We start from the raw sequence: 18,702 nt of genomic DNA on the forward strand, positions 1-18,702 counted from the left end.
TATCAAAAATAAATCATCAGCTAGAGATTAGGATATGCAGGATTTAAATGTCAATCATCCATTATCGGGACAGTTTGTGGAAGGCCATAAGCCTAATTCCTCGCTAAAACACGGAGGTACTAGGCTTTTCTTCAAAATCCTTAACGTTGTAAATCTGTACTTTCATCAAGATACCCATTGGTAAATGCATTTGCGATAGGAGGTAAAAAGGATGACAATAGCTGGTGAAAAACATAACAGAAGTGGTACATTCTTATGGCCGTAATTACCGTCACAATAATGCCAAACTTTTCAACAATAACTCGTACTTTAACTTCTTCCTATTTGGTATAATTGAAGTAGGGATAAACCTTCCTAATTTGGTGAGGGGGGAGTGCTTGATTATGAAAAGAAGAATTCTCGTAGCTTATGATGGTTCTGATCTAAGTAAAGAAGCGCTTCAAGAAGCAAGATTACAGGCTGCAGGAGTACCTGAGACTGAGGTTCATGTTATTTCAGTTGTAACACAAACTGGCCCAAACACAAATGTCGTAATGGCACGTAATATTGAAATGGAAATAGCGGAGAGTCTACGTCCAGAGATACAGACTATTAAAGAAGAATTCGAAGCGGAAGACATAGTCGTTTACACGGATGTTTTAGTGGATTACTCCCAAAGGAATGCAGGAGATAAGGTTTGCGAATATGCTGACGATCATGAGATTAACCTGATTATTGTTGGGAGTCGCGGTCTTGGTGGAGTGAAAAAACTTCTGCTTGGAAGTGTAAGTACAAATATTGTTCACCATGCAACGTGTCCAATTTTAGTAATTAAATAAACTATTAAAGTACTGCCAGCTCATTCATTTGTGGGCTGGTTTTTGTTTGCATAATAATTCCTCCATATGGAAAAAGTATTATTATTATTTATACTGGTTGGAGGTGAATGATATTAATAATGAGAATCAGGAAATGACCTCATCGGAGATTACACAGTTGTGGGCAGCATATATGAATGATAGTGCGCTGGAATGTAAATTACAATATTTTTTGGGGAAGGTTTCTGATGGTGAAGTACAACCCCTTGTACAGCAGGCATTAGATTTATCTCAGTCCCATTTAATTAAATTAAGGGCAATATTTACGAATGACAATTATCCGATACCTTATGGTTTTAAACCAACTGAAGATGTTGACATCAACGCACCAAAATTGTATTCGGATGACTATATCTTACGTTACCTGCATCAAGGTGCACAAATTGCATTGGAGGCATATAGTATTAGCTTGTCAATGGCTGGCAGGGTGGATGTTTTTAATTACTTCTCAGAATGTGTTTATGAACAAACTGGATTTCTTAAAACGTTGATAACGGTTCTGCAGTCAAAAGGACTTTACATCAATATGCCATATTTACCAAAACCTGAAAGCTATGATTTCGTAAAAAGCCAAAACTTTTTAACAGGATACTTTGGAGAGAGAAGACCATTAACAGGTTCAGAAATTGTTAATCTGTTTGGTAATTATCAGCGAAATGCGTTGGGATCGGCTACTATGATTGGGTTTAGTCAAGTGGCTAAGAATACGGATGTACGTAAGTTTTTGATGAGAGGTAAGGAAATTTCTCAGAAACATTGCGAAATTTTTGGGTCCATTCTGCATGAGGACGATGTGCCTGCTCCAGCAAAGATGGATGATACTGTTACAGATTCTACAACTTATACATTTTCGGATAAGATAATGATGTATTATAGTACTGGTCTTATAGCACTAAGTGTCGGCTTTTATGGATCTAGTATGTCGATGAGTCCAAGAAGAGATTTAGGTGCTACTTATAATCGGCTATTGAACGAAATCCTGAAATACGCTGAAGACGGAGCAAACATCATGATCAAAAATCAGTGGCTTGAAGAACCTCCAAGAGCACTGGATCGTGATGAATTGGCAAAGAAGAAGAAGTAAATTGTGTGAAACCAATTGTGTGAGTTGAAACATAGAGGAAATGTTTGTCATCTATTTGTTGTCTAATTCTCACCAATTTCTAATTTTCTTCAAAGCCTTTTCTTACATTTCTTGATTATGATGGAAATAGTCAAATAGAAGAGGAGAAAAACATATGAAATCACTATTTATGACTACAGCTGCAGGAGCACTAATATTGTCTGCAGGAAGTATAACAGATGCCGGTGCATTACCAATAGAGAAAACAAAAAAGTCACAAGCGAATGTGGAAGTTACGGAAAATAGTGATCCAGTCGACATACTACCGGAATTCACTGTACTGGATGAACAGGTAGATTCAGATGATTACCAGGCACAGGTCATCGAGGATAATCAACAGACGCGAGTTATCATTCTAAAAGATGAAGATGGGCACGCCCAATATAAAAGTGTTTATGTAAAAAATTCAAATGTACTCGAAGTTATCGATCTTGATCAAGGAATGGTTTTCAAAGGTGTTATAGCAGATTGAACTTTGAAGTGCCTCAAAAAAATGTGATGTAAAAAGACCATCAAGTTTTATGCTGATGGTCTTTTTGCATTGTTAATTAACTTTTTACTAGAACAACAGTAATAATCTTTCCTTATTGAACTGACGGAGAAATAAGCTTATAAATTTGCTCTAGATGATGTTTATTACTTTATTAAATCATTATTATCTACTGATTGTGGAGGTTGTTCCATCCATCCGTGTTTTATCTGTAGATTAGCTCCATCTTCAGTATATTGAGCTATTTCTGTTAAAAGCCTGGAAAAATGTGTTGCTAAGTCACGTCTTGTACTCGTTGATATTGCTCCACCGTAGTTTCCTATTCCACTTGAACTTAGCAGAGAAATGTGAAACATCATCAATTTATCAGAAAATGCGGCTTCAGTTGAATCTAGCACGTCCTCATCCCAATTTCTTGGAACTGGAATATCTTCCTCCGTTAAAATCGAAGTGAATATTTTAATATGCTTATTTGATATTTCTTTTCCACGTTTTAAATAATCACGAGCATCTTCTGTTTCCGCTGTTTGAGCAAATCCTGTAATTAATGCTTTCCCAATTGCATTTGTTTGAAGGTTATGATATAGATCTGCAATCTCCACAGCTAACAATGGTTTTCTGCGACCAAACCAACCTGTTAAAAAGCTTTGTTTATTAACAAAATCAACCTTTTTAGGCTTAGGGATACTTGGGGGTCTTAAATGTATTCCCTTGGATAATAATACTGCCTTTGATTTCGTATTTATATCAATAGTATACTTTATTAGCCGATTAAATAATTCTTGAATATCTAATCGTGATGATAAAGATGCAGACATTCCATATGAAAAAAAACCTGTTTTAGCCATTTGGTCAATATAATTAATAAAGAATTTATCTGAATATAAACGAGGAGCATTTATATTAACATCCCTGTCAGTGAATCCAATTGGTTTCGGATAATTTTCTTCTTTGAAAATACCTTCAATATCGCTAATAGCCTCTTGGGATACATCTAAAGCGTATTCAACAACTGAACGAATTTCAGAATCCTAGACTTTGCTTAAAAAATAACGAAGGACACATTTAGACATCGTGTTATTTACATATGTTGTCCAAAGACTCGATATCTCTGCAGAAGTAAGCCTAATATTATGTTTGTTATCTTGTTTTAATTCCACTTTATCACTCCTTAAATGCCTTAGTGTTTAAAAGCTGCTGATAAAATTAAAATTTCTGGATGTAAGGCGATTCGCATATCTAACTTATTTTTTACATAAATAATTCTTGAGGTTAAAGGTAGTTTATACAAATTATATATTTTTAATTCGGAGTTTAAGGATAATGTGATTAAGGCATAACATCTTATTCGTAGTAACGGCGTGTTATTTAAGTAATCATTATGTTAGAAGAGGGAGTTTACATTAACCAAATTAAAGTGGATGCTAAAAGGAAATGTTAAAGATATTTTATTTTATGAAGCAAAGGGGTTTCGTTTTATACATGAAAAAGGGGCCTATGGGAACGTCGAAGGAGAAGACTATATTTCTTTGAGGTATCGAAGGGACATTTGAATAACCTGAAGGTATGGAGCATTTCTTTGTAATGAGGAATGCTTCTTTGAAGTTGAAGTAGTACATTACGATAATAATATATTAATAAATGTTAACTATTTATTGAAAATCAATAAATAATGTATTAAAATTAATTTACTACTAATTTTAAATGAGGTGCTTTTTATGAAACGAGGATCAACACTCTTTTTAAGAATAGCTGTTTTTTTAATAGGAACTCCAGTTCTTGCTGTGTGTATATTTGGATTATCCAGATTTAACCCAGACTCCCCATATTGGCAGCCTACAGAGCTGGCAAATTTACAATATCCAATATTAATTGGAATGTATGCAGCAATGATACCGTTTTTCATTGCTTTATTTCAGACTTTAAAACTCTTAAGCTATATTGACAGGAACGAAGCTTTCTCGGAATTATCTGTTAGGGCTTTAAAGACTATAAAATACTGTGCGATCATAATTATTGTTTTGTATGTTGTAGAGATGCCATTCTTATATCTTCTTACAAAGGCTGACGACGCACCAGGGATAATAATCGGAATGGTCGTTATTTTTGCTTCAATGGTGATCGCAGTTTTTGCTGCTGTGCTCCAAAGACTTTTGCAAACAGCTATTAATCTAAAATCAGAAAATGATTTAACGGTCTGAGGTGAATAACATGGGAATAATAATCAACATTGATGTGATGCTGGCTAAAAGGAAAATGAGTGTAACAGAGCTTTCAGAGAGGGTTGGAATAACAATGGCAAACCTTTCTATTTTGAAAAATGGAAAAGCAAAAGCAATCAGACTTTCAACTTTAGAGGCTATTTGTAAGGCTTTAGATTGTCAGCCTGGAGACATTTTAGAATACAAAAGTGACGAAGATGTTCAAGGATAATTGACTAAATTTCTTCAAAAAGAATTAGGTCTTTTTATTTGAAAGAAAAAAGCAGGATTGAAGAAAAATTTTAGCAACGGAAAGGGGTGTTGAATTTGCCAATCGCTTCAGAAAGACTGTTATTTCGTCCATATAATGATAATGATTTTAAATTTCTTATGTCTTTATTGTCAGACCCCGAAGTAATGAGGTTTATTGGAGATGGAGAAACAAAGGATACAGATAGTGGAAAGGATTTTCTGGATTGGATATACAGTACATATGAATTTGGCGAAAATATGGGTTTATTGGTTTTAGTTGATAAGGAAGACAGATCTTTAGTTGGACACGCAGGTTTAGTGCCACAAACGATTGAAGGTAATAAGGAAATAGAAATTGGTTACTGGATATCTCGTAAGCATTGGGGAAAAGGGTATGCAACCGAATCAGCTAAGACACTTTTGGAATATGGAATTAAACTACTTGATAGACAAAGGTATATTGCATTGATTCAGCCTGATAATGTGGTTTCTATAAAAATCGCCAAAAAGATAGGAATGGAATTAGATAAAAACATTGTATTAGGCGAACAAGATGTACAAGTATATTCCACTGTATAATCTAAGGAGCAGTAAACTGATAAGGGGAAGGAGAGATAAGTTGACTAATATTAAAAACATTGGACGCTTGTGCCCAGTCGATAAGAATGGTTATATATTAAATGATGCAAGTTTTGAGAAGATTATACCTGATTTTAAAGGGCTGATTGAGGAAGTGACAGAATACTACCAAGTTCATTTGGGGTCAGATGTACATAGTATATATATAAGAGGTTCCGTTCCTCGTGGGTTGGGGATAAGTGGTGTTTCGGACTTAGATACAATAGCAGTTACGAATAAATCTGTTAATGAAATAGATTTAAGATGGGTCGACAGGGCTGAAAAAAAACTAAACAAAAATTTCAGTTGTGTAAATGGGGTTGAATTTAGTTTCTATCACATTGACGACATATTAGAAACGACTACGTTTGCTATCATTCCTTTTATGATTAAGACCCATAGTGTATGTGTATATGGGGAAGATCTTAGTGCTCATTTACCTAATTATAAAGCGGATAAAACACTTGGTAACGAACATCTTGTTAACTTAAAGAACCAAATTGAACAAGCAAAAGAAGATCTTGATGGGAATGACGATCTTGAAGATATATTAGATTGTTGCGTCTGGATTATGAAAATCATAGTTAGGGCAGGACTTGCACTTGTAATAGTGAAAGAAAATCAATATACAAGAGACTTATTCTCAGCATATAAGTTATTTTCTGAATATTACCCAGAGAAGGAATCCGAAATGAAACAAGCACTACACTATGCTATTAACCCGGTAGGAAATGTATATAAATTAATTGTTTTTTTAGATGATATGGGAAATTGGATGATAAGTGAATCAGAACAATGGTTGCAGGTTCATAACCCTAAAAAGGTGAATAAAATGGAGTTAACTTTTAGAAAAACCTAAAAGGGATAAAGGAAGAGGATGTTGAAAATATAAGGGGGATTAATTATATTGGTTTGCTTAAAGTTGGCAGCCTCGTGCTTGGATTAATTGCTTAGTTACTTCCAGCTATTAATCTCATGCGATATAATAAAGGTGACCATAGGAATTGGGTTGTTCTCTCGGTGATGAGCATCAGTGCTTGTGCTATTTCCCTATGTTTCCAGATTTTCTATACTAATCATTTAGTAAAAATTGAGGATGGGTCTGCTCTTATGGAAACAATAGGTGCTTGGCGTTCGTCTCAGCAGTTCTTCTTGTCGTGACCATAGTATTACATGCCATTACTCTTTTCGTATATCGTGATAGAACAGCAGAGTAGGATGTCAAAATTGTATAGATTGGTCTGTTCTATTTTTAAAGAAGATTCTGTATAGTTGGAACCTTTTTCCCTTGCCCTTCGTAGGAAATAAGAGAAGGAGGGGGTATGTGTGAAGAAGGTTATTGTTTTTTCATTTTTGTCTTCTATCGTTATCGGATTAATTATATGGGCTGCTAGTGTAATCATTTCTTTTTCATATAGTGAATGGAGTTTTTTAATTGGTCTGGGGATAACGATTATAATTTACTTTTTTAACAGTAGTGGAGGGGCATTATCAAAAGCAGCAACTTTTGAAGCAAGTGAGTCAAGCTGGAAAATTCAAAAAAGCGAAGAGATGAAAATAGACGTGGGTGTCGTATTTTATGGTTCGCTTCTATATACTGTTTTTAGTTTAGTCTTGATGGTTATTAAGTATTTTTAGAAAGGATGAGTTTTTTTGAAGCAAGCTTTACTGGTAATTGATGCTCAACAGGATTTGATGGAAGGCAGTAGTGTGGAACAGGAAGTTTTTGATAAGGAGAAAGTCGTTAATAACATTAATGCTGTTATTGAAAAGGCCATAGCGAAGGGTGTTTCCGTTGTTTTTATAAGAGACTTAGATGTTTCAAATGGAGAAGGTCCTGGATTTCAAATACATAAAAATATTAAAGTGCCATCCGCTGCTGATGTATTTGATAAAGCCGCTACAAATTCATTTTACGGCACACCATTACTCAACCATTTAAATGAGAATAACGTAGAGCATCTTGTAATAATGGGATGTAAGACGGAACATTGTATCGATACGGCTGTCAGGACAGCGACGTTCAATCATTTTGACGTTACTTTAGTTGGAGATGGACATTCTACCTCTGACTCCGATAACTTAACTGCACAACAGATAATCCTTCATCACAATGAAACGCTTCATGGTCATGATAATGTAGACAATTTCTCAATTGTTAGAAATACAGAAGAGGATTTATTTAACCCTACTCACGATAAATACCGGTAATGAAAAAAGGGGGAGATTAGGTTGTTGAAAAATCTGGGTATTGGTTTAATTTTTACCATTATTGCTCTGATGATTGGCGTTTTCACTGGTGACTGGAACTTATTTTTTAAACTTATAGTTGCAGCAGCAGTTATTCCTTTAGTATTATCAGGTTTGTTAACAGGAGCTTTTGTTGATGGTGACAGAAATAGAGCTAATTATCATACCGAGACCAAAAAAGACAGAAAGGACAAAAACAAATGGGTTACAAAGTTACTAATAATTGGTGTCCCTAACTTTAGCTTATTAATCATTTTAATTATACTTGGTTTCTAGTCGACTACTGTAAGTTCGGCAAATTTTTTACAAGGAATAACGTGTCGGGGTACATATGGAGGCGGACTATGGTTAAGTCTGTGAAAGGGCAATTTATCATATCACTATTAGTTGCAATTGGTTTTTTGATGAATTCGTTCTCTTATATTAAGTTTACTGGTGAAGCAGAATTTATGTTTAATCGGAAACTTTTTTACTTCGTTATGATTATCTCGGTCTTTAGTGCAGGTTTATTGACACAGAAGTATATCCAAACAAAAAGGAAGGATAATAATAGTCCATGCCAGGGAAGTGGGACATACAATGATGCCAGCAAAAATGGAGATGGTTAGTAGCCTATTTTTTCATAAGATTATTTCGGTCTAAAGTTTGCGGTGGTCTCTCTAACCATCCATTTCCAATCATTAATTTTGTTCCTTCTAATGCAAATTTGGAAAGATGGGAAACAAATTTCATATAATTTGCTGCCAAATCACTTCTGGCACTTGCACCTAAAGATGTACCAACCAAGGAAATGGAAAATTCATTTAAAGTTGATATAATGAACATCATAAGTTTGTCTGAAAAAGGTGAGGTAGTAGAATTAGTAATCGAATCATCTGACGTCATGGGAGCAGCAATCTCAGCATGTTCCAGAAATTCTTTAAGATCATCAATAAATTTATCCGTGTCATTTATACTTTCTCGTAAGTGTTTTCTTACCTTATCACTTTCTGCAACTTGTGAAAAACCCATAATAAGGGCTTTATATATTTGGCTTGATTCAATATTGTTTGCTATGTGTGCTACTTCAATTGCTAAGAGTGGCCGTTTAGTAAAGGAAAATGTCCCACCGACAAAACTTTCATCCTGTACATACGTAACTTTCTGTGGATAGTGGATTATTGGAGAACGAACTAAAGCTCCTTTTTCTTTCAACAGATTGTTGGTTTGGTTATATAATTCTTCAGCTTCATTTATAATTGTTTGATAAATTGTCTTTATATCCTCTCGATATGCAGTCCCTAAACACAAGCTATTTGCTATAAGTCCATTTCGCGACATACATTCCAGGTAACGAGTATAAAAAACATCTGTGAAGAGTCGGGGCGCTTTGTAAATGTCTTTATCTGTAAATCCTTGAGGAATAGCTATTTCTTCTTTATTAAAAATTTCTTCAATTTTTGGTAAATGGGATGCAGATAACTCTTTAGCAAAATCTAACGTATTTTTAATTTCCTCATCTTGTACATTTTCTAAAAAATGATCAAACACACAAATACACATACTGTCATGCATATAGGAAGTCCATAAATTTGCAACTTCACCAGCTGTTAATTTTGTATCGTGTTCCACTGTTAAGTCCTCCAATTTTTATATTTAATACTAGTATTGATTAAACGACGTTTTTATATTAATTACAAAAAATGTAAAACGCATAAAAAGTGTCGTTATCTTATTGCAGGTTGAGGAGAGAATTCCATGAGTGAGTACCGGATTGTTTCACCAGTTTGTCCGAAGTGCGAATCAAAATGTACATATGACTTCAGCCAGGAATATAAGCATTTGGATCCTGCGCCATTACAGCCTGTCACTATTGGTAATGCTAAATATCATTGCAAGGATTGCGGTTATGAATGGAAGAAATACAGAGGACGAAAAATTTATGAGCTGATTCAGGTTATTGATATACAGAGTGGTGGGTATATGGATTATGGTTCTGTTCAGAGGATGAGGATTGACCTGAAGCATAGGCGTGTTCGGAAAGCACTTTTAATCGGTGAGTTTAACGAATTTGATCAGATAGCCACTATGAGTGAGGAATGTATTGATTGGCTGCTAGCTGAATTATATAAATGCGATTTTGTTAACTGGGCGGAGGAGTATAACCATGATGGTGTTTTGGACGGTTCCTATTGGCGGTTAACTATCGAATATGATACACACTGTGAAATTAAAATAGGAAGCAATCATTATCCAAAGAAGTGGGCGAAGTTTTGTAAAGTTGTTTCAAAGGTAAGTGGGGAGGATTTTTATTAAATAGGCGCAATTCTTTTGAAAAAGAATTACGCCTAGTGTTAATTTTTATCCGACAACATGTGGATTCTTTACTTGTTGCGACGCAGTTTGTAATGCATGATCCAGGTCTGCGATTAGATCATCGACATGTTCAAGTCCGACTGAAAATCGGAATAATCCATCGGTGATCCCTCGTTTTTCTCTTTCTTGCTTTGGCATTGCAGCATGAGACATTGTTGCTGGATATGACAGAATGGTTTCTACTGCTCCAAGACTCACGGCGAATACTGGCAGGCGAATTTGTTCGACAAATGTTTTCGCTACAACTGAATCTTCTATTTCGAACGACAGGACTGCTCCTGAACCATTAGATTGGCTGTTATGGAGGTCATGCCCAGGATGATTCGGTAATCCGGGATAAAATACGTTATTAATTAATGGATGATTTGTTAAATAGGCAGCTATTTTCAGTGCTGATTCAGATGATTGCTTAAGACGGGATCCTAACGTTTTAATGCCTTGTATTAACAAATAGGAATCCTGTGCGCCTAGTATGGAGCCAAAGGAATTTTGAATAAAGGCCAACCTTTCTCCAAGCTCTTCTGTGTTTGTAACAGCTAGACCTGCAATAATATCGCTGTGGCCAGACAAAAATTTAGTCGCACTATGGAGCACAATATCCACACCAAGATTAATCGGCTTCTGGTAAAGTGGTGTCATGAAAGTGTTGTCGAGAAAAGTCAGGCAGTCATTCGCTTTGGCAATTTTTACGATGCCTTTAATGTCAGTAATGTTTAAACATGGATTTGACGGTGTTTCGATATAGATGACTTTTGTATTCGGTTTAATTGCATCGTTAACCTCAGTCAGGTTTGTCATATCTACGAATGTGTGATCAATTTTAAATTTGGTAAGTACTTCGGTTACAAATCTGTAAGTACCACCGTACACATCCGTTGAAATTAGAACATGGTCACCAGCGGAAAGCAGCATAAAGGCTGACGATATGGCAGACATTCCAGAAGCAAATGCTAAGCCGCGGGCACCTTCCTCTAATTGGGCTATTTTTTCTTCCAACGCTTGCCTTGTCGGATTTCCTGAACGGCTATAATCAAATGGTCCAAACGCATCAAAGGATTCCTGGTGATAGGTTGATGACAGATAAATCGGCACATTGACTGCACCTGTTCTCTGTTCAACGTCCAAATTTGATGGAGCATGAATTAGTTCTGTTTCTAATTGATTCTTGTTATTGCTCATTTTCCCATTCCCCCTTTTCCAAGATTGAAAATACGTTCTTCAAATCGGTAATTAGATCCTCCGCTTGTTCAATGCCAACAGAAAATCGTAATAAACGATTATCGATCCCACGGAGTGTTCGTTCTTCTTCTGGTATCTCTGCATGGGTCTGTGTTGCTGGATACGTAATAAAACTTTCAACTCCTCCAAGGCTTTCTGCAAAAGTAACCAATTCAATGTTTTCTAAGAAAGGTTCTACCCAATCTGTCTTCTTAAGGCGGAATGAAAGCATGCCGCCTTTACCTGGATACAGTACATCCGTAACCCCTGGTTCATTTGCTAAATAATCTGCTATTTTCCGTGTGTTCTCATCGTGCTGCTTCATCCTTAGAGCAAGTGTTTTGAGGCCTCTAATAATAAGCCATGAATCAAAAGGAGACAGGACTGCACCTGAAGCATTATGGATAGTTGCAAGCTTATCGCAAATTGCCTCTCCTTTTGCAACGACTAGGCCGGCGAGAACATCATTGTGTCCGCCAATAAATTTAGTAGCACTATGAACGACGATATCGGCACCAAGTTCAAGCGGCTGCTGGAAATAAGGAGTCAGAAATGTATTGTCAACAATGAGTAACAAATCATGCTTCTGTGCAAGTGCTGCATATTCTTTAATATCGATTTCCTGCATAAGCGGGTTTGTTGGTGTTTCAATAAGTAATGCTCTCGTTTTTGGTGTAATTAATTTCTCTGTCACGTCAACATCCGCAAACTCCGAATAGGTTGTCTTTATATCGTAGACATCATCGTAATGCTGAAGTAAACGGTATGTACCACCATAAATATCTTCTGGAACAATAACTTCATCACCGGAACGGAAAAGAGAAAGAACTAACTGAATAGCTGCCATTCCAGAACTGCAGGCATATCCGCTATCCCCGGCCTCCAGCTTTGCAATTCCTTCTTCCAGGATAACCCGCGTCGGATTCTTCGTACGCGTGTAGTCGTATCCAGTGGATTTGCCAATTCCTTCATGCTGGTATGCTGTTGATAAATAGATTGGCGGGTTCACTGCACCTGTTGTTTTATCACTATTATTGCCTAGTTGTGCTAAGTTGGTTTCGATACTTTTATTTGCCACAGTAATCATCCTCTTCATAAAAAAATTAGGGACCCTCCAGATAAGAAGAAGGTCCCTAATAACGCAAACAATCTTCTCATCTTCAGGTAACTTGTTACCTTTTGGATTTAGCACCGGGCCAATTATGGCGGGTTGCTGAGACATCACAGGGCCAATCCCTCCGTCTCTCTAGATAAGAAATATATGATTTTATTTGAAATACTTGATTTTTCTTACTTTAATACAAACGATTGGATAATGCAATAGGTAATTACAGAAATAACGAAAAAACTACAATTTAGCTCGGATTTGTAGTCTAATTTTTAATGAAAATGCTTGTCTTATGGTACGATAGTTATATAAATTACCTATGGGGGATGGTTATGGAAAAGTACAAGCCAGCTGGATTCTGGGTGAGATTCCTGGCAAACGCAATTGATGGTATTTTGACATATATTATAGGGGCAATTATAGCCATTATAATTAATGACGAACGTTTTTTCAGTTCACCAGGTAATGAGGCAAATACTTGGTATTCATCGCCATCCGAAGACATATCAAATCTAATTTATGTCGTTGTTTTTGTTATAATTTTCACTGCAAGTAAGTATAAAGGATCTCCAGGGAAATTAGCATGCAGGATTCAAGTACTTAATGTGGAGATGACCCAAATTAGCATGCTGAAATCAATTGGAAGATTTTTTGCGTATTTTCTCTCCGCGCTTCCACTTGGTATTGGCTTTCTAATGGCAGGATGGAATGAAGAAAAGAAAGCACTGCATGATATAGTTTGCAGTACGAGAGTTGTTTATCGAATCTAACGCCAGCGTAGTGCAATCCGCAGTTTACAGCAATCTGTGTCAGCAACTTGTGATATAAATTCCAGCCGCAAGCCATCAGGATTGTAATGAATATCGACGTCTGACGTAATGCCTGTAGAGTGAATTAATTGCTCAACCTTGGCAGTATTTGAGGTTTGAGCAGCATTCATTAGTTTTGCATCAAATTCCTGTGATTCTGCTAGTTTATTAAGAACAATGCTCGCGTCATCCATAAGTTTTTTTGTTTCATTTGCTGATTTATATAATAGGTTGGCGTCAACAGGTGGATATTGCTGGCGATCTGGCCAGTAAGTGGCGTTAGGATAATATGGTACATAATAATAACCTGGATAATTGACGTAATACATAAAAAATATCCCTCCTTGTGAAATACATCCATTTAATTATATGCAGAAGAACGTGTTTGTGGGAATGAGCGGGGGTTTGTGGAAAGGATGCTGGATAAATGACTAAAGCAATTTTGTTTGATCTTGATGATACCCTGCTTTGGGACAAAAAAAGCGTAAAAGAGGCATTTAAGGCTACTTGTGAATTGGCAAAGCAAACATATGACATTGACCCTGTTAAGCTAGAAGCGAAAGTTCGTGAAAATGCACGAGAATTATATGCATCCTATGATACATATGCATTTACACAAATGATTGGAATAAATCCGTTTGAAGGACTATGGGGTGATTTTCGGGATGAAGGGGATTCTTTTCACAAGTTGAAAGAAATTGTTCCTGAATATCGGAAAAAAGCCTGGACGAGAGGACTTCATGATTTAGGAGTTGATGATTCAGATTTGGGTTATCAGCTAGCAGAAACTTTTCCCGTGATGCGCAAGGAAAATGCGTTTGTATATGAGGATAGTTTTGCAGTACTTGATCAGCTAAAGGGTGAATACCAACTGCTGCTGTTAACAAACGGATCTCCTGAATTACAACAGACCAAACTTGATATCACGCCACAGCTCATGACCTATTTTGAGCATATAGTTATTTCTGGGGCTTTTGGAAGAGGAAAACCAGATCCGGCCATCTTTGGGCATGCGCTTGAGCTTCTTGCTGTGCAAAAGGATGAGGTTTTAATGGTTGGGGATAATTTAAGCACAGATATCCTTGGGGCAGAGCGTGCTGGAATAGACTCTGTCTGGGTTAACCGTCATCGGAAAGAACCTAGTGACGTTATACCGACATACGAAATCGGAGCATTGAAAGAGCTATTGCAATTGTTGAAACGGTGAATTAAGGGTGATGAAGTACAAACTGGAGGATTAAACGGTTATGTCGAATAGATTCCTGGACCAGTTTTATACAATTGATCCGGATTCAGGTGACTAAATAATTGAAATTAATCTAGAGAATTATGATGATATTTTTAATACGTGGGATTCCTCTGTTTATAACATTAGGGACCTTGATTCGAGTTTAAAGTCTTTTTTAGCAGTTAAGAGAGCATAAATACTTTCTTACTGCATAAGTGCAACTACGGCACTCGCCATTAAGGCTTGACGAATACCAAGTTTTCTAAGAAGAATGCTCTCACGATATCAAATCACAAAAAAATATAAAACTGAGATTTAACATGCAAAAGCAGGAAAGAAATATTGATATGGAAAAGGATATTGAAAAAGGAATTCGTAATTATTTTAATTATGTCCTGTATACGACGAAAAGAGATTTTTTCCAATATAAGAAAAAGAGTCTTTCTTTATATTGTCACTTTTTATCTGCAAATTTCCGACAACGAAAAGGTCATAAATGAATTTATTTCACTAAGCGTAACTGTAGGTGGATGGGTTTTTCTCTGGGAAGCATTTTCACTTATCTTTATTCAAAGCAGTGATTTATGGAAGAAAAGGAAGCAATATACGAGAATTTTAGCAGCACCAATAGTGTATAGGTATCACTGACACAGCTTCAACTGGGACCCGGATAATAGATCATAAGTGGAATAGTTATTTTGAAGTATAAGTTATTTGGTTTAAGGAAGTGGTTCTAATTATTTATGCAATCGTTTTGTTTGTACTAGCAGGGTTAGCTGAAATTGGTGGCGGATATTTAATTTGGTTATGGTTAAGAGAAGGTAAGCCATATTATTGGGGTGTTGGTGGTGGGATTGCACTAGCTTTATATGGCGTAATTGCTACATTTCAAACCTTCCCATCATTCGGTAGAGTATATGCAGCATACGGTGGCGTTTTTATTGTCCTATCCGTTTTATGGGGATGGGGTATTGATAAGAAAACACCTGATTTATATGACTTGGTTGGTGCAGGAATCTGTATTGTTGGTGTTTCAGTGATGTTATTCGGGCCACGCCAGTAGAGGAAACAAGGCGTTATGAATAAAATTGAAATTATCTTATATATATGGATGAAAGGTCAATTCTTCAGGAAGTGAACAAATGAAAAAAGAAAAGCAAATTAAAAAATTCGATAAACAGGTAAAATTGTATGAAACGAAAGGCACTAATCAAAAGTTTGCCGGATTGAGAAATAAACTAATAAAAAACGCATACGGAAAAGTTTTAGAGGTCGGTGTTGGAGCTGGAGCAAACTTTTCTTATTATGATCAGAATAACGTTGAGATAACAGGAGTTGATTTTAGTTCAGAGATGATTAAGAGTGCCAAAAGAACAGCATCAAATTTTCAGATGAAAGCAGTATTTGTACAAGAAGATATTGATGAGTTGATTTTAGAGCCTAACTCTTTTGATTGCATCGTATCAACCCTTTCCCTTTGCAGTTATCCAGACCCAATTGAAACATTAAATAAATTTAACAGTTGGTGCCGTAAAGATGGGGCTATTTTGTTAATGGAGCATGGTTTGAGCTCTAATCCACTACTTTCCTTTGCCCAAAAAGTGATTGATCCACTCCATACTAAAATATCTGGATGTCACTGTAACAGAAACATCGATAAAATAATTGGGAAATCTAGTCTTCAGGTTGATCAGATCGAACGTTATTGGTCAGATATCATTTATTTAATACGGGCAACACCTATTAAGTAACAGTTTGAGAAGGGAATTAATTTTTTGAAAAAGTTCATAGTTCATATAACGGGTTCCGCTTCCTATCACAAAACTTAGAATTACACTTTAAAATGTAACTAAATTATGGGAGTTAAAAGGACACGTGAATTTAAGTACGTTATTTTAACAGATACATAGGATAATTCTATAAATTGTGAAGGGATTGAGAAAAATTTATTATCCATATATGTATCCGTATCAACATCCTTATTATGTTAATGTACCAATGTATAACTATGGAAGTCAGCATATTAACGGCACTTTACCAAATGGGTTAGAGCATACTGACAGATTTGGATCATTCAGTGCTGATAACGGTGCTGGAGGTGCTATGCTGCAAGATTATGGTTCGAATCCTTTTGTCATTAATATCAATGATGCAACAAGACAAAACAATACGTATCGTACTGCTTTATGGACAGGGAAACATTTGCAGGTTACGTTAATGAGTATTAATGTCGGTGAAGATATCGGTTTAGAAATGCATCCTGACGTTGATCAATTTTTACGTGTAGAACAAGGCCAAGGAATTGTCAGGATGGGTAACAGTAGAGATAATTTAACCTTTGAAAGAAATGTCTATGATGATTCGGCAATACTAATACCTTCTGGAACATGGCACAATCTGACCAATACTGGTAATGTTCCCCTAAGACTTTACTCAATATATGCTCCTCCTAACCATCCGTTTGGCACCGTTCATGTTACCAAAGCAGAAGCTATGGCAGCTGAAGAAGAGCATGAGAATGGAAATACAGTTATTTCGGGCAAGACGCCAGATGAATGGGTGCAGAGCATACAGAATATTTGGTAGAGGAAGGATTAGAGGATGTACGTAGAGGAATAAATGCAACTCATATTCTCCAGGAATTCGTTTTGATGGGAGTTCTTGTAGGGAAAGGATATTCTCCTGAAACAGCATATGAAACAGTAGAAGAATGGGAACGAACAGGAGAATCCAAACTACTTCAGCAAAGTAAAAATATGTAGTATATAATTTCATAAAAGTAAGGGGGTTGTAAGATTGGCAACCCCTTTTATTTGGAACCTGACTTTCGTTAACGAGGAAATATACTAATATTGCTCAAGTGTAATCATTATTCTAGTAATGTGATCGTATTAATCGGCAAACGGATCCTTTTCCAACAAGAAGATTCATTTAAGTTGGTTTTTTTATTTAGTTTACTATTTCAGAAGATTGTGATCTATTAATCACGTTTATGTTAATATTCACTAAGGTAGATTGTACAAGCGTATAGGAAATACAGAGGTTGAATGCAGGATATACAATTAAGTTTAGGAGGGATAAATTTGTCTTTAAAAGTAGGAGATATCATTACATTTGAACGGTCTTTTTCGGAAAGGGATGTTGAATTATTTACAGAGATTTCAGGTGATGAAGGTGCTCATCATAAAACACCTGATTAACAGGGTAAGCTTGTTGTACAAGGGTTATTAACGGCGACTCTTCCAACAAAAGTAGGTGGAGACTATGATGTGATGGCTCGTAATATGAATTTTGAGTTCTTAAGACCTGTGTTTACAGGAGATACAATCATTTGCGAAGTTACAATTGAAAAATACGAAAAGCAGGAAAAGAACAGAACATCCATTATAGCATCCTTTTTATGCAATAATCAGCATGGAAAAGAGGTATTAAAGGGAGAATTTTCTGGGGTAATACTTTAGTCTTCTACTAACGGTTTACATAGATTTAAAAAAAGTAGTGGTGGAACTGCTCAGTGAGATGCTATATAAAATGAGGGGGTGAATGGATGCCAGTTTGCCAGAATTGCGGTGAAAAGTGGACTTGGAAACAAACGGTTAAAACAATGTTCAGATTGAAATGCCCGCACTGTGGTGAAAAGCAATATGAGTCTGCATCATCAAGAATAAGGGGTGGGGTTTTCGTACTTATTCCATTAGTTTTATTACCTATTAATGCTTGGTTAGAGTTTTCAATAGGTACTGTGCTGATTCTTGCTATTATCTTTGCTTTTATAATAATCGGCTTATACCCCTTCATTATAAAGTTATCTAATGAAGAGGAGCCTTATTGGTAGAGAGGAGAATGTTTATGGGAGTTTCTTTCAAGTTCGGATATAGAGTAAGGAAAGGAACATGCTGGAAAGTTTTTATGACTTATAGAAGCGTTTCTTAGTGCAAACCGATCAAGTTTTTAATCGTCATGAATCCTCATTCCGCTAAATGGACAAAAAGCTGCTTAGCAGAGGCTTAAATGAATCCTCGTTCCGCTAAATGCTAAAAAGCAGTTAATTATAACGTCGAAAAGGACAAATAGCTACTATGAACAAAACTGGCTCCTTAATCGTAAAGTCGTGGGTTAATTTGGTAGACTGTTACTAAGAAAGAAAAACCCAAATCAGAGCCACATTACGAAAGGAGCCTTACTATGAATAA

General features: G+C 36.1%; 24 protein-coding genes, 2 pseudogenes and 1 riboswitch. Of the genes and pseudogenes, 20 read left to right on the forward strand and 6 right to left on the reverse strand.

Features of this window, described 5'->3' with window-relative positions; translation table 11 throughout:
• The first annotated feature begins 383 nt into the window (after positions 1 to 383).
• The 3 genes from ACTWQM_RS18050 (at position 384) to ACTWQM_RS18060 (ending at position 2,452) form a co-directional block, all read left to right on the forward strand.
• Entirely contained in the window at positions 384 to 818 is a 435-nt protein-coding gene (locus ACTWQM_RS18050) for a universal stress protein (protein ID WP_443259552.1), read from the forward strand.
• A gap of 103 nt (positions 819 to 921) precedes the next feature.
• The gene (locus tag ACTWQM_RS18055) at positions 922 to 1,941 is read left to right on the forward strand and encodes a DUF3231 family protein (RefSeq protein ID WP_443259553.1); all 1,020 of its coding nucleotides are present in this window, start codon (positions 922 to 924) and stop codon (positions 1,939 to 1,941) included.
• A 154-nt stretch (positions 1,942 to 2,095) separates the two neighbouring features.
• Positions 2,096 to 2,452, forward strand: a complete 357-nt coding sequence (locus ACTWQM_RS18060; RefSeq protein ID WP_443259554.1) for a hypothetical protein — start codon at positions 2,096 to 2,098, stop codon at positions 2,450 to 2,452.
• Between the two features lie 164 nt (positions 2,453 to 2,616).
• On the opposite strand, the gene ACTWQM_RS18065 is transcribed toward ACTWQM_RS18060, so the two are convergent.
• Together ACTWQM_RS18065 and ACTWQM_RS18070 are read right to left on the reverse strand one after the other, a co-directional pair.
• Complete coding sequence (locus tag ACTWQM_RS18065; RefSeq protein WP_443259577.1) at positions 2,617 to 3,156, reverse strand: DUF3231 family protein; 540 nt, start codon at positions 3,154 to 3,156, stop codon at positions 2,617 to 2,619.
• Positions 3,148 to 3,630 (reverse strand): annotated as a pseudogene (locus ACTWQM_RS18070) (DUF3231 family protein); the annotation flags it as partial. The pseudogene ACTWQM_RS18070 and the gene ACTWQM_RS18065, both read right to left, overlap by 9 nt.
• Before the next feature lie 558 nt (positions 3,631 to 4,188).
• Here ACTWQM_RS18070 and ACTWQM_RS18075 point away from each other — a divergent pair.
• From ACTWQM_RS18075 to ACTWQM_RS18110, 8 genes are all read left to right on the forward strand, one after another.
• A complete protein-coding gene (locus ACTWQM_RS18075) occupies positions 4,189 to 4,671 on the forward strand; it encodes a DUF2975 domain-containing protein (RefSeq protein WP_443259555.1) in 483 nt (160 codons plus the stop codon).
• A 10-nt stretch (positions 4,672 to 4,681) separates the two neighbouring features.
• Positions 4,682 to 4,903, forward strand: a complete 222-nt coding sequence (locus ACTWQM_RS18080) for a helix-turn-helix domain-containing protein (protein ID WP_443259556.1) — start codon at positions 4,682 to 4,684, stop codon at positions 4,901 to 4,903.
• A gap of 95 nt (positions 4,904 to 4,998) precedes the next feature.
• Entirely contained in the window at positions 4,999 to 5,502 is a 504-nt protein-coding gene (locus ACTWQM_RS18085) for a GNAT family N-acetyltransferase (RefSeq protein ID WP_443259557.1), read from the forward strand.
• Between the two features lie 40 nt (positions 5,503 to 5,542).
• Complete coding sequence (locus ACTWQM_RS18090; protein WP_443259558.1) at positions 5,543 to 6,400, forward strand: nucleotidyltransferase; 858 nt, start codon at positions 5,543 to 5,545, stop codon at positions 6,398 to 6,400.
• Positions 6,401 to 6,867: 467 nt separating this feature from the next.
• Positions 6,868 to 7,179: a hypothetical protein gene (locus ACTWQM_RS18095; protein ID WP_443259559.1), complete on the forward strand. Its 312-nt coding sequence runs from the start codon at positions 6,868 to 6,870 to the stop codon at positions 7,177 to 7,179.
• Positions 7,180 to 7,194: 15 nt separating this feature from the next.
• A complete protein-coding gene (locus ACTWQM_RS18100; RefSeq protein ID WP_443259560.1) occupies positions 7,195 to 7,752 on the forward strand; it encodes an isochorismatase family protein in 558 nt (185 codons plus the stop codon).
• 21 nt (positions 7,753 to 7,773) lie between these two features.
• Positions 7,774 to 8,067 carry a DUF5316 domain-containing protein gene (locus ACTWQM_RS18105; RefSeq protein ID WP_443259561.1) on the forward strand — a complete coding sequence of 98 codons (294 nt, stop codon included), beginning with the start codon at positions 7,774 to 7,776 and terminating at the stop codon, positions 8,065 to 8,067.
• Positions 8,068 to 8,135: 68 nt separating this feature from the next.
• A complete protein-coding gene (locus tag ACTWQM_RS18110; RefSeq protein ID WP_443259562.1) occupies positions 8,136 to 8,399 on the forward strand; it encodes a hypothetical protein in 264 nt (87 codons plus the stop codon).
• Positions 8,400 to 8,403: 4 nt separating this feature from the next.
• Here ACTWQM_RS18110 and ACTWQM_RS18115 read toward each other — a convergent pair whose 3' ends face one another.
• Positions 8,404 to 9,402 (reverse strand): DUF3231 family protein, encoded by a 999-nt coding sequence (locus ACTWQM_RS18115; protein WP_443259563.1) that lies wholly within the window; start codon positions 9,400 to 9,402, stop codon positions 8,404 to 8,406.
• A 126-nt stretch (positions 9,403 to 9,528) separates the two neighbouring features.
• Between ACTWQM_RS18115 and ACTWQM_RS18120 the strand changes: the two genes are divergently transcribed.
• Positions 9,529 to 10,086, forward strand: a complete 558-nt coding sequence (locus tag ACTWQM_RS18120; protein ID WP_443259564.1) for a hypothetical protein — start codon at positions 9,529 to 9,531, stop codon at positions 10,084 to 10,086.
• A 45-nt stretch (positions 10,087 to 10,131) separates the two neighbouring features.
• On the opposite strand, the gene metC is transcribed toward ACTWQM_RS18120, so the two are convergent.
• Entirely contained in the window at positions 10,132 to 11,325 is a 1,194-nt protein-coding gene (metC, locus tag ACTWQM_RS18125) for a cystathionine beta-lyase (RefSeq protein ID WP_443259565.1), read from the reverse strand.
• Positions 11,315 to 12,451 carry a methionine biosynthesis PLP-dependent protein gene (locus tag ACTWQM_RS18130; RefSeq protein ID WP_443259566.1) on the reverse strand — a complete coding sequence of 379 codons (1,137 nt, stop codon included), beginning with the start codon at positions 12,449 to 12,451 and terminating at the stop codon, positions 11,315 to 11,317. The genes metC and ACTWQM_RS18130 overlap by 11 nt, the downstream gene beginning before the upstream one ends.
• Positions 12,452 to 12,515: 64 nt before the next feature.
• Positions 12,516 to 12,621: riboswitch (SAM riboswitch) on the reverse strand.
• 183 nt (positions 12,622 to 12,804) lie between these two features.
• On the opposite strand from ACTWQM_RS18130, the gene ACTWQM_RS18135 reads away from it, so the two are divergent.
• Positions 12,805 to 13,242, forward strand: coding sequence for an RDD family protein (locus ACTWQM_RS18135; RefSeq protein WP_443259567.1), 438 nt, complete (start codon positions 12,805 to 12,807; stop codon positions 13,240 to 13,242).
• Here the strand turns inward: ACTWQM_RS18135 and ACTWQM_RS18140 are convergent.
• The gene (locus ACTWQM_RS18140) at positions 13,239 to 13,610 is read right to left on the reverse strand and encodes a hypothetical protein (RefSeq protein WP_443259568.1); all 372 of its coding nucleotides are present in this window, start codon (positions 13,608 to 13,610) and stop codon (positions 13,239 to 13,241) included. The two genes, ACTWQM_RS18135 and ACTWQM_RS18140, sit on opposite strands and share 4 nt — an antisense overlap.
• Before the next feature lie 98 nt (positions 13,611 to 13,708).
• On the opposite strand from ACTWQM_RS18140, the gene ACTWQM_RS18145 reads away from it, so the two are divergent.
• From ACTWQM_RS18145 to ACTWQM_RS18175, 7 genes and pseudogenes are all read left to right on the forward strand, one after another.
• Entirely contained in the window at positions 13,709 to 14,488 is a 780-nt protein-coding gene (locus ACTWQM_RS18145) for an HAD family hydrolase (protein ID WP_443259569.1), read from the forward strand.
• Positions 14,489 to 15,236: 748 nt separating this feature from the next.
• Complete coding sequence (locus ACTWQM_RS18150) at positions 15,237 to 15,572, forward strand: YnfA family protein (protein WP_443259570.1); 336 nt, start codon at positions 15,237 to 15,239, stop codon at positions 15,570 to 15,572.
• Between the two features lie 79 nt (positions 15,573 to 15,651).
• Positions 15,652 to 16,260 (forward strand): class I SAM-dependent methyltransferase, encoded by a 609-nt coding sequence (locus ACTWQM_RS18155; RefSeq protein WP_443259571.1) that lies wholly within the window; start codon positions 15,652 to 15,654, stop codon positions 16,258 to 16,260.
• Between the two features lie 208 nt (positions 16,261 to 16,468).
• Complete coding sequence (locus tag ACTWQM_RS18160) at positions 16,469 to 17,095, forward strand: cupin domain-containing protein (RefSeq protein WP_443259572.1); 627 nt, start codon at positions 16,469 to 16,471, stop codon at positions 17,093 to 17,095.
• Positions 17,065 to 17,271 (forward strand): hypothetical protein, encoded by a 207-nt coding sequence (locus ACTWQM_RS18165; RefSeq protein WP_443259573.1) that lies wholly within the window; start codon positions 17,065 to 17,067, stop codon positions 17,269 to 17,271. The genes ACTWQM_RS18160 and ACTWQM_RS18165 overlap by 31 nt, the downstream gene beginning before the upstream one ends.
• Positions 17,272 to 17,592: 321 nt before the next feature.
• Positions 17,593 to 17,970 (forward strand): annotated as a pseudogene (locus ACTWQM_RS18170) (hotdog domain-containing protein).
• 86 nt (positions 17,971 to 18,056) lie between these two features.
• Complete coding sequence (locus ACTWQM_RS18175) at positions 18,057 to 18,344, forward strand: TIGR04104 family putative zinc finger protein (RefSeq protein WP_443259574.1); 288 nt, start codon at positions 18,057 to 18,059, stop codon at positions 18,342 to 18,344.
• The last annotated feature ends 358 nt before the right edge of the window (positions 18,345 to 18,702 follow it).

The organism is Virgibacillus sp. L01, assembly GCF_052246775.1.
Classification (GTDB): domain Bacteria; phylum Bacillota; class Bacilli; order Bacillales; family Amphibacillaceae; genus Lentibacillus.